Consider the following 10,285-nt stretch of genomic DNA (forward strand, 5'->3'; position numbering starts at 1 on the left):
AAAAGAACATCCAGGTTTCCGAGGCCCAGGTCCGCATCGAAGATGAGCACTCTTTGGCCTGATTTGCACAGGGCGTAACCTAAATTGGCAACGATATTGGTTTTACCAACGCCCCCCTTGCCGCTGGTGATGGCGATAACCCTGGCCGGAAACGGTTGCGCTGCACCCTTTTTCATCATCGAATGTCTCTGTCTTCTTTTCTGGTTCAGGCTGATGATCTGTCCGGTCTTCTCATAATTTGGCATTACGGTTAGTTCTCCCCGGTTATATGGCACGCGCACGATGATGACCAAAGCCTTCCGTCACCGGTTTTCTGATCATGCTAATATCGCAGCATGCCCGGCACGGTTTGAAGCCTTCGTCCATGGCTTGTTCAACGCTGCTGAACGCAGTGATATTCTCTGCGTTGATCCGTTTCACCGACTTGCAGTTGGGATGATGGAACAGCTCGGAATTGCGGTTGGCCAGATAGTGGACTGAATCGCTGGTCGCGTCACCGTCAGCGGAGCCGGTTTTTGCCTGCTCCCGTTTTCTGGAAAAAAAGGTCACCTGGCCGCCAGCGGGTTCACGATGAGGGGCAACCCCAGCTAGCCCGGCAGCCATATATTCATGAAGGCCATCGGACAGATCCACCCCGTCACAATAAAAAGATGACGCAAGCCCGCCTTTCTTAATCAGATCCAAGCCGACGGCCTCACCGATACACTCATCCATATGGGTGAGGAGCAAACGATTCACACCCAGAGGCGAAAAGGTTGCCACACAGGCCTCAAACACGTCGCCCCGGACGGTTGCATTGATCACCAGATGGGTCTCGTCCGCATCGGCATTTCGGAGTAGCGCGCAGACCTCAAACATCATGGATGTGTCCCTGGCGTTCATTCCCGGGGTGTCGATCAACACCACATCGACGTCGGCCAGATCGTTTATCGCCGACTGCAGTTGCTCGCCGTCGTGGACGATCTTAAGCGGCAGGTTCATGATGCGGGCAACCCTCGCCAGCATGCTGTTTGCACCGATTCGAAATCGATCAAGGCTGATCAGCCCGGTCCGTTTCTTTTCAACCACCTGGCAATGCCAGGCCAGTTTGGCCACCGTGGTGGTTTTTCCCACGCCGCACGACCCCACCAGGGCAATGACTTTCTGCACTGCGTCATCGTAATAAAAGGGTTCGGCGATGGGTGGGTGGCTATCCGCGTTGCCAACCGTTTCAGCAATTGCCCCCTCTCCTGCCCCATCACCGCGCGCAGCCTCCAGGTCAGATTTCACGTCGTCTGAAATCAATCCCTGTTCCTCTATCTGTTCTCTTCTTTCCAGTGGTGGAAGCTGTTTTTCCGATGCCGGCGGCTGATGCGAAATTGGCCGGAATTTCCGGGCAAATGGAATAAAGGGCTGAGCTGCCGACGATAAGGAAACGCGATCTGTTTCACCTTCAGTCTTCAGATGGTTGGACAGCAGTTCTGGAAAATCATTGTTTTCCCGGGCATCGTCCACCGGGTAGTCGGTGGCTGCGGTAATCTCGACACTCTTTTTTCTCAACGCACTGAAAAACCCGCCCGGTCGGACTTCCTTAGCCGACAGAATCACGGCATTGTCGCCAAACTCGCGTTTAACCAAACGAAGAGCTTCTGTCATATCGGCCGCTTCAAAGCGCTTAATCTGCATCTGAGACCTCCACGGTTCCCACTATTTGTATCTTGGCGCTGCTGACGATCTCATCATAGGAAAGCACTGCCAGTCCGGGAATGAAACGGTCAGCCAGTTTTTTAAAATGGCTCCGGATCTGGGTTGAACAGACGAGCAACGGTTGAACACCAAGGGATTTATAATCCTCCATTTTCACGCTCATGTCGTCCATGATGGTTTTTGCAAGGGCGGGGTCGACGGCCAGAAAAGATCCCTGATCGGTTTGTTGAAGGGACTCGGCGATCTTTTTCTCAACCCGCTGATCCAAGGTAAGCACATGCAGCTTGCCATCATCTGCCTGATAAAAACTGGTAATGGTCCTGGCAAGTGCCTGACGCACGTGTTCGGTCAGGATCTCCAGCTTCTTGGTGGTGGGGGTCCAGTCTGCCAGTGTCTCCAGAATAGTGAGCAAATCCCGGACGGGGACCTGTTCCTGCAGAAGATTCTGGATCACCCGGACCACTCCCCCCAAGGACATGAGATTGGGAACCAGTTCTTCGACCACTTTGGGATGACTGCCCTTGATGATGTCGAGCATTTTCTGGACTTCCTGTCGACCCACCAGCTCGTGCGCATGACGGCGGATCACATCGGACAGATGAGTGGTCATAATCGTGGCCAGATCCACTACCGTATACCCTTTTGAATTGGCATCCTCACGGGCCGCCGGGTTGATCCAGAAAGCCTCCAGTCCGTAGGTCGGTTCCCGGGTGGCAATGCCGCTGATCCTCGAATCGGTATTGCCCGAACTCATGGCCAAAAGATGGTTGATCATCATGTCGCCGCTGGCGACTTCGATGCCCTTTAATAAAATGGAATAGGCGCCCGGTTTGAGTTTCATGTTGTCCTGGATGTGAATCGACGGTACCACGATGCCGATCTCCTGGGCGATTTGCCGGCGAATGGATTTGATGCGTTCGAGCAGTTCACCATCCTGTTCCACATCCACCAGCGGAATCAGGCCATAGCCGACTTCAAGGGCCAGTACATCGATGGGTGGCAGGGGTTTGAAGGTCTCCGGCGGTTTTTCTTCAGCCCTTTTCGTTTGTTGCAGGGCGATCTCCCGTGCATTGTCCTGTTTGGCCCGCTCGGTTTGAAACACGAGATAGGCCACTAATCCAGCCGTAGCGGATAAAATCAAAAACGGAAGGGTCGGCATGCCGGGAACCAGCCCGAAACCTAAAAGGATCACAGAAGCCACAACGAAGGCCCGGGGTTGAACCAGCAGTTGACTTCCGATTTCAAGTCCCAGGTTTTTTTCGGCACCGGCCCGGCTCACGACGATGCCGGCAGCGGTGGAGATAATCAAGGCTGGAATCTGGCTGACCAATCCATCGCCCACGGTGAGCAGGGTATAGGTCTGGGCGGCATCAACAAAGTTCATGTCTTTTTGGAACACACCAATGGCCAGACCGGCCAGGATATTGACAAAGGTGATAATTATGCCGGCGATGGCATCGCCGCGCACAAACTTATTGGCACCATCCATGGCTCCGTAGTACTCCGCCTCGCGGCTGATCTGACTGCGGCGCTCCCGGGCTTGGGCTTCATCGATGAGCCCGGCGTTCAGGTCGGCATCGATGCTCATCTGCTTGCCGGGCATGGCGTCAAGGGTAAACCGGGCGGCCACTTCGGCGATTCTGCCGGCGCCTTTGGTGATCACCATGAAGTTGATCACCACTAAGATGACAAAAACGATAAATCCCACTACATAGTTGCCGCCGACCACAAATTGGCCGAAAGCCATGATCACCTTGCCGGCGGCTTGGGTGCCCTCGTTTCCATGAAGTAGAATCATTCTCGTGGATGCCACGTTCAAGGAAAGCCGGAACAGCGTGGACAGCAGCAACAGTGATGGAAAAGAAGACAGATCCAGTGGTTTAAGGATGTACATGCCCACCAGAAGAATGATCAGTGACAATGTGATATTGAAGGAGAGGAACAGGTCGAGAAGGATTGCCGGGATGGGAATGACCATGACCATGAGAATAAACATGGCGGCAATCCCCATTAACACATCGGAATTGTTGGCGACAAAGGCGAACCGGTCTAGATGCTGTTTGCGTTCGGCAAGTTCCATGATGCGGGTTGGCGCTCCTTGATTACTAAAAAGTGTCAATGACGTTTGGAAATAGCACATTCCATGCCTATTCCATGTTTATCGACACTTTCTGCTGGAACGACTCCCAATCCAGATCGAAGCTTACGTTTATATTATAAATTTTATCTGTTCCATTTATTGAGTGACATCTTTAACCTTGAATTTACCGGTCGAAACCGGCAAGCGGTTTAATAAAGCGTCAATTTATTGTCCCGGGAAGACGGAAGTATCGAGAAACGATGCAATGGGGTCTACCTTAGCATACCGACAGCCATCGAAATCTGGCATCCGTGGCAGGTCAAGGGTTGACGAGACCTTTAAGGCGAAAGACATAGGCAAGGATTTCCGCGATGGCGCGGTATAGTTCTGCAGGAATAAAGTCGCCGATCTCCGTTGATTTGAACATGGTTCTGGCCAACGGTTTGTTCTCCACCAGGGGGATGTCATTTTCGATGGCAATGGTTTTAATCGCCTGGGCGACGAAACCGGCGCCCTTGGCCACGACCGTGGGCGCATGCATCCCTTCTTCATATTTCAGTGCAACGGCCAGATGGGTGGGGTTGGTAATGACCACGGTGGCATCAGGCACCGCCTCCATCATCCGCCGTCTGGCCATTTCCCGCTGGATGGACCGGATCCTGGCCTTTACTGACGGATCACCTTCACGCTGCTTGTATTCGTCCTTGACCTCCTGTTTGGTCATCTTCAAATCCTGCTGGTGTTGCCATCTGGTGTAGGCGAAATCAAGAACAGCCATCAGAAAGAGAACCATGCAGGTATAAAAACATATCTGGAATGACACCTGACCGATAAACCTGATGATGTTGCCAATGCTCAATTGCATGAGGCCGGGAATCTGATCCAGATAGCGATGGATAACGATATAGGCGACACCACTGATAATGACGAGCTTGATTATGGATTTGGTTAGTTCCACCAGCGATCTGAGGGAAATCAGCTTCTTAAGGCCGCTGATGGGATTCAGTTTAGCCAGATTGGGCGATAGTTTTTCTCCGGTAAAAAGAAAACCGAACTGAGCGACATTGCCAAAAACCGCGGCAGTCATGACCACAAGCATAAGTGGAACCAAGACAACGATGCCATTGATAAAAATATCCCAAAACAGGGTATGCATCGTTTCGGGCAGCATGCTCATGGTTCCGGCGCGTTGATACATGGCGCGCATTAACTCTGTAAGCCGCCCGAGCATCCATGAGCCGGCAAAAAAAAGAACGCCGAGGCTGCCGGAGAGGATCAACACCGAAGGGATCTCCCGGCTTTGGGCCACATTGCCTTTTTGGCGGGCATCAGCTAACTTCTTACTGGTGGGTTGTTCGGTTTTGTCCTGACTCTGTTCACCGGCCATGGGTCACCCTGCCAATGCCATCAACCGTATCAGATCAAACAATGTCGCCTGATAAGATGAAAACAAATCAATTAAAAAAGCCGTTAAATAAGGACTGACCATCAGCAGAAAAACCAGCCCGATGACTATTTTCAATGGCATGGCCACGATGAAAATATGAATCTGGGGAACGGTTCTGGCCACCATGCCAAGGGCGACGCTGACCATCAGCATGACCGCGATGAGGGGGGCTCCGACTTTAATGGCCACGACAAACATGTTTGCGGCCAGCCGCATCATCATCCCCACCAGTTGCGGACTGATATGCATGGACAGAGGTGGAAGGATGGTATAGCTGTCCACCAGCGCTGAAAAGAACAAATGGTGGGCGTTAATCGCTAAAAATACAAGCATTGCCGTCAAATTGTAGAATTGCGCCAGAATTGGGATTTGGGTGCTGGTGGCCGGGTCCACCACATTGGCCACGGCAAATCCCATCTGATAACCGACGATCTGCCCGGCCAGCTGGATACCGGAGAACAACAGTTTCACCGACAGCCCGATGGTCACACCAATGGCGATTTCGGAAAAAACCCCGATGACAAATGTCATCAGACTCAAACCCCTCACGGTAACGACCGTGTCCACTACCGGGAGCAGCAGAATACTGACGGCAATAGCAAGCCCCGCTTTGAAGACGGCCGGAATGGTGTTCGTATCCAGAACCGGTGCACTGAAAACGATGGCGGCGACCCTGAGAAAAATCAGCATCACCCCGTAAAATACGTCAACGGGGATATTGAGCGTCGCCATGATTTCTTTCCATGATCATCGGATGTAGGTGGGAAGATTGATGAACAGGTTCTGAGTATATCCGATGATGATTTTCAGCATCCAGGGGAAAAAAAACAGCAGCGCCAGTGCGACACCTAACATTTTGGGTACAAACACCAGGGTCATTTCATTGATCTGGGTGGCGGCCTGGAACATGCTCACCAGCACGCCGGTTATGAGGCCCACCGCAAGCATGGGGGCGGCCAGAAAGATGGCTGTTTTAATGGCCTGCATGAAAAATCCGGTTATAAATTCAGGGGTCATGGGAAAACACTCCTTCAGGCAAAGCTTTTTACAAGAGAACCGACGATCAGGTGCCAGCCGTCGGCCAGTACAAAAATCATCAGTTTAAAGGGCAAAGAGACCATAATGGGCGGCAGCATCATCATTCCCATGGACAGCAAAACGCTGGCCACCACCAAGTCAATGATCAAAAAGGGCACGTAAAGCATGAAACCGATCTGAAAGGCCGTCTTCAGCTCACTGATGATAAAAGAAGGGATCAGCACCATGGTGGGAACCTCGCCGACGTTGGCTGGACGCTGCATCTTGGCCACGTTGACCAGCAGTGCCAGATCCTTTTCCCGAGTCTGGGAAATCATGAAATTGCGGATGGGCCCCAAGGCCTTGTCCAGGGCCTGCTTCTGATCGATCTCCTTGGCGATGAGCGGCTGGAGCGCATCCTGATTCACCTGCTGCCAAACCGGGGCCATCACGTAAAAGGTCAGGAAGAGCGACAGGCCGATCACCACCTGATTGGGCGGCAGCTGGTTGGTCCCCATGGCCTGGCGAAGCAAAGAGAAAACAATCGCAATACGGGTAAAGGAGGTGAGCATGATCAGGATCGATGGCGCCAGGGAAAGCACGGTCATGAGAAGAAACAGCTGCATGACCACGGCCACCTGGCCCTGATCTCCCTCCTGGTCCAGACCGATGCTGAGCAGCGGTGCAGGCGTCTGCCCCCAGACGTTTCCAGCCATGGCGGCCAAACCAATCAGCAGGATGGCCAACAGGCCAAACTGAATCGCTATTTTTTTTCTCCGGTGCCGTTTGTTGACCTGCCGCAGGTTGTGCGTGTTTATCACAGGTCTTCCTTTCTCTTGAACCCGTTGCCGATTTTTTTCAATCGATCGGATAGAATCGGCCCGAAGGATGTCGACCCACCAGACGGCGTCTCCTGCTGGACGATGTCGTCCTTCAGGGTATCCAGCAGGTTAATGCGATCACCGGAAATGCCCAGGACCAAAACCTTTCCCGGTACGCGAACCAGTGAAATGGTCTTTTTGACACCCATGTAATGGCTTTCCAACACTTGTATCCGTTTCCCACCGACAGCGCCCAATCGTTGGCTGGTCAGCTTTCTGACCCCGTATAAAAGCAAAAGAATCATCGCCAGCACCACGCCCAGCGAGGCGATCATTTTCAAGCCGGCGGTAAGCATATCAGGCGTCCCGTTCATCCTAGTTTCTCCACCCGCTCGACGGGACTGATCACTTCGGTGAGACGAATACCGTACTTTTTATTCACCACCACCACGTCACCCTTGGCGATCAACCGGTTGTTGGCTAGAATTTCAAGCGTATCCCCGGCCTCCTTGGGCAGTTCAATGACTGATCCCTGACCCAGTTTGAGCAGATCATTGATCAACATTTTCGTTCGCCCCAGTTCGATGGATATTCTTAAAGGGATGTCCAGCAGCAGGTCCAGGTTGTCACCTACACCTGCCGGTCCCTTGGCACCGGTGTTGGGAATCTCAAACGATCCAGCCGCCCCGGATGGCGAACCCGCTGGGTTTCCGCCGGTGGCAAGTCCGGACGGTGCCTGCTTCTTTTTTTCTGCCATCGATTATCCCTTTCCCTGGTCCTGATCGATCACTTCGCTGATTTGAACGGCCTTGCTTCCCTTGACGACACCGGGCATCCCCAGATATTTGGGAACGCGTTCAATGTTCACAATCACGTTGTTCTGGGGACCCGTGTTTAGCCGAAGAATGTCATCAACTTCAAAATTTAAAATGTCCTCCACCGAATAGACGGTTTGTCCCAATTCCGCGACGATATTCACCTCTGTTCGTCCCAGCAGTTTGCGGATCTCGTCACCAAAGGAACTGGCCCGGTCTTTCTCCCGAAGGTAGCTGGAACTGAGCTGTTCCTTAATGGGTTCGAGCATGAGATAGGGCAGGCACAGGTGGATGTTGCCTGAAAATCCTTCCGTACTGATCGCGAAGACGACGATGACCAGCTGGTCGCTGGGATTGACCAGATAAACGAACTCAGGTTTGGTTTCAATTTTTCGCAGCGCCAGACGGACGCGATAAGCGGCTTCCCAGGCGGTTTCCAAATCTTTTAACACAGCCATGGCAATGCGCTGGAGCATCCGCCGCTCGATCATGGTGAATTCACGAATTTTTTCCATCGGCTTCCCATCGCCACCAAACATGCAGTCAATCAGGGAGAAAACCAATTTGGGTTCAAAGGCCATGAGCGCAGATCCGATCAGCGGTTCCATGCTGAAAATGACAAATCCGGTGGGATTCGAAAAAGCCTTGATGAATTCCCCGAATTTGACAGTTTCCCGGGAGATCGCCTTAACGGTGATGGTCCGTTGAAACAGGTTGGACAGGGAACCTTGGAACAGATTGACAAACTTGTCGTACACTTCTTCAAGCGCGTCGAACTGACCGTGTTGCATGATGTTCTGGGTGGTGAGATCATATGAACAAATTTCGGCGACGACGTCCTTCTTCTCTTCGGCGACATCGATCTCTCCGCTGTCCATTGCCGTGAGCAGCGCATCGATTTCTTCTTGTGACAGGATCTGGTCGGCCATGGTCGATTCCTATTGCACGACAAACTCAGTGAAGTAAATGTTGTTTACCCGGCCCTTGGTCATCAGGGTGTTAATTTTTTCCATGATCTGGTTTCGCAGGGCAATTTTTCCGTCGGTGGTACTGACATCATCATAGGTCTTGGTCGGCAGGATCATCAATACGGCGTCCCGTATTTGGGGCAGCCGGCTTTCAATCGTGTCCACCGATTCCGGATCGCTGAGTTCAAGAGCCATGGTGACCCGGAGGTACCGTTTGCCGCCGTCGTCTGACAGGTTCACGATCATGGTATTAAGCGGATACAGGGGGCCAATGACATTTTCCTCCTCTTCAACGGACATCTCGGCAACCTTCGATGGGTCCACCGGTACCTGAGAAATCTTGTTCCACAGGATGAAAAAGCCTGCGCCCATCATCCCCATAAAGAGAACAGCTACCGAAATGATGATGATCAACACTGTTTTCGACATTCGTCACCCTCCGCCGAATGGTTATAAATATCTCGATGATACTGAATGAAAGATTAATAAAGATGGGATTAAGCATGTTGCATGCCATTTTATTTCAGATCGTTAAGGAATTGGCAGGATGAATGAAATACGGTCCTGCCATGCGATGTACGCCGGTTGGACAGGTCTGCGTGCCACAAGAAATCTCAATATCGTTGCATATGCCCGGAGTGATAAAAAAGAAGCGCCGGTAAAAGGATCCTAAAGGCGGGGAAGAGTGTCAATAATCGCGGATTAGAGTCAAGGCGTTGACAGAATGCTGTCGGCGTCATGAGACGGGGAAAATGAATCCGGGTGCCAAAAATAAGGAGGTCCTCCGGCTGTGGGCAACAGTGACAAGCGCTATTGCCTACAGCCGGCATGGTAGTGGTTAAAAGCGGTTAGCGCTTGATATTCAGCAACTCGGCCAGAATCTCGTCGCTGGTGGTAATGACCTTGGAGTTGGCCTGAAATGCCCGCTGGGTCGTGATCATCTCAACAAATTCGGTGCCCAGGTCCACGTTGGACATCTCACGGGTGCTGGGCGCAATGGAGCCCATGCCAGCTGAGTTCGGCGGTCCGATAAGGGCTTGGCCGGAGCCCATAGACTCCGCATATAGATTGCCGCCCTGCTTGGCTAAACCCGAGTAACTGGGGAAATCTGCCAGAGCGAGCTGTGCAAAGGGGATCATCGAGCCGTTGGAATAAATGCCGGTAAAATAGCCATCCTCATCAACAGAAACGGATTGCAGGCTTCCGGAAGGATATCCGTCCTGAGTCTGGGCGGTCTTGCTGGACTCGGAGCTGTACCCGGTAATACTGCCATCGGAAGCACCGGCAGCATCGAGATAGTTCCAGTTCAGGGTCATCGGCGTCGTTGCCGGATCGATACCGGTTAACACGATGGTTGGATTCGCACCCGCAGGTACGCTTGCGGCCGGGTCCAGATTGCCGCTCGCGTCAAATACAATGGACCCGGTGGATGCAGATGCAGCCAGCGGATT

12 protein-coding genes are annotated in these 10,285 nt (G+C 52.5%); all 12 read right to left on the reverse strand.

Features of this window, described 5'->3' with window-relative positions:
* Positions 1–176, reverse strand: a 176-nt coding sequence (locus QNK41_RS18975) for an AAA family ATPase (protein ID WP_413815182.1), incomplete at its 3' end; no start/stop codon positions are given.
* An 88-nt stretch (positions 177–264) separates the two neighbouring features.
* The gene (locus QNK41_RS18980; protein WP_319260142.1) at positions 265–1,665 is read right to left on the reverse strand and encodes an Ada metal-binding domain-containing protein; all 1,401 of its coding nucleotides are present in this window, start codon (positions 1,663–1,665) and stop codon (positions 265–267) included.
* Positions 1,655–3,766, reverse strand: a complete 2,112-nt coding sequence (flhA, locus tag QNK41_RS18985) for a flagellar biosynthesis protein FlhA (protein ID WP_319260144.1) — start codon at positions 3,764–3,766, stop codon at positions 1,655–1,657. Before flhA ends, QNK41_RS18980 begins: the two co-directional genes overlap by 11 nt.
* Before the next feature lie 319 nt (positions 3,767–4,085).
* Positions 4,086–5,153, reverse strand: coding sequence for a flagellar biosynthesis protein FlhB (gene flhB, locus QNK41_RS18990; RefSeq protein WP_319260147.1), 1,068 nt, complete (start codon positions 5,151–5,153; stop codon positions 4,086–4,088).
* Positions 5,154–5,156: 3 nt separating this feature from the next.
* On the reverse strand, positions 5,157–5,945 hold the full coding sequence (gene fliR, locus QNK41_RS18995; protein WP_319260150.1) for a flagellar biosynthetic protein FliR: 789 nt from the start codon (positions 5,943–5,945) through the stop codon (positions 5,157–5,159).
* 15 nt (positions 5,946–5,960) lie between these two features.
* Complete coding sequence (gene fliQ, locus QNK41_RS19000) at positions 5,961–6,230, reverse strand: flagellar biosynthesis protein FliQ (protein ID WP_319260153.1); 270 nt, start codon at positions 6,228–6,230, stop codon at positions 5,961–5,963.
* A gap of 14 nt (positions 6,231–6,244) precedes the next feature.
* A complete protein-coding gene (gene fliP, locus QNK41_RS19005) occupies positions 6,245–7,051 on the reverse strand; it encodes a flagellar type III secretion system pore protein FliP (RefSeq protein ID WP_319260155.1) in 807 nt (268 codons plus the stop codon).
* On the reverse strand, positions 7,048–7,425 hold the full coding sequence (locus QNK41_RS19010) for a FliO/MopB family protein (RefSeq protein ID WP_319260159.1): 378 nt from the start codon (positions 7,423–7,425) through the stop codon (positions 7,048–7,050). Before QNK41_RS19010 ends, fliP begins: the two co-directional genes overlap by 4 nt.
* Positions 7,422–7,808 carry a flagellar motor switch protein FliN gene (gene fliN, locus QNK41_RS19015; RefSeq protein WP_319260162.1) on the reverse strand — a complete coding sequence of 129 codons (387 nt, stop codon included), beginning with the start codon at positions 7,806–7,808 and terminating at the stop codon, positions 7,422–7,424. The genes QNK41_RS19010 and fliN overlap by 4 nt, the downstream gene beginning before the upstream one ends.
* Positions 7,809–7,811: 3 nt before the next feature.
* Entirely contained in the window at positions 7,812–8,795 is a 984-nt protein-coding gene (gene fliM / locus QNK41_RS19020) for a flagellar motor switch protein FliM (RefSeq protein ID WP_319260165.1), read from the reverse strand.
* A 9-nt stretch (positions 8,796–8,804) separates the two neighbouring features.
* On the reverse strand, positions 8,805–9,263 hold the full coding sequence (gene fliL, locus QNK41_RS19025; RefSeq protein ID WP_319260167.1) for a flagellar basal body-associated protein FliL: 459 nt from the start codon (positions 9,261–9,263) through the stop codon (positions 8,805–8,807).
* Between the two features lie 419 nt (positions 9,264–9,682).
* Positions 9,683–10,285, reverse strand: a 603-nt coding sequence (locus QNK41_RS19030) for a flagellar hook-basal body complex protein (protein WP_319260170.1), incomplete at its 5' end; no start/stop codon positions are given.

The organism is Desulfosarcina sp. (assembly GCF_033791525.1).
In the GTDB taxonomy this organism is placed as follows: domain Bacteria; phylum Desulfobacterota; class Desulfobacteria; order Desulfobacterales; family Desulfosarcinaceae; genus Desulfosarcina.

Coding starts and splice junctions, on each gene's coding strand:
- flhA (WP_319260144.1), bottom strand. CDS start 3,766: ATGGAACTTGCCGAACGCAAACAGCATCTAGACCGGTTCGCCTTTGTC.
- flhB (WP_319260147.1), bottom strand. CDS start 5,153: ATGGCCGGTGAACAGAGTCAGGACAAAACCGAACAACCCACCAGTAAG.
- QNK41_RS18980 (WP_319260142.1), bottom strand. CDS start 1,665: ATGCAGATTAAGCGCTTTGAAGCGGCCGATATGACAGAAGCTCTTCGT.
- fliN (WP_319260162.1), bottom strand. CDS start 7,808: ATGGCAGAAAAAAAGAAGCAGGCACCGTCCGGACTTGCCACCGGCGGA.
- fliM (WP_319260165.1), bottom strand. CDS start 8,795: ATGGCCGACCAGATCCTGTCACAAGAAGAAATCGATGCGCTGCTCACG.
- fliQ (WP_319260153.1), bottom strand. CDS start 6,230: ATGACCCCTGAATTTATAACCGGATTTTTCATGCAGGCCATTAAAACA.
- QNK41_RS19010 (WP_319260159.1), bottom strand. CDS start 7,425: ATGAACGGGACGCCTGATATGCTTACCGCCGGCTTGAAAATGATCGCC.
- fliR (WP_319260150.1), bottom strand. CDS start 5,945: ATGGCGACGCTCAATATCCCCGTTGACGTATTTTACGGGGTGATGCTG.
- fliL (WP_319260167.1), bottom strand. CDS start 9,263: ATGTCGAAAACAGTGTTGATCATCATCATTTCGGTAGCTGTTCTCTTT.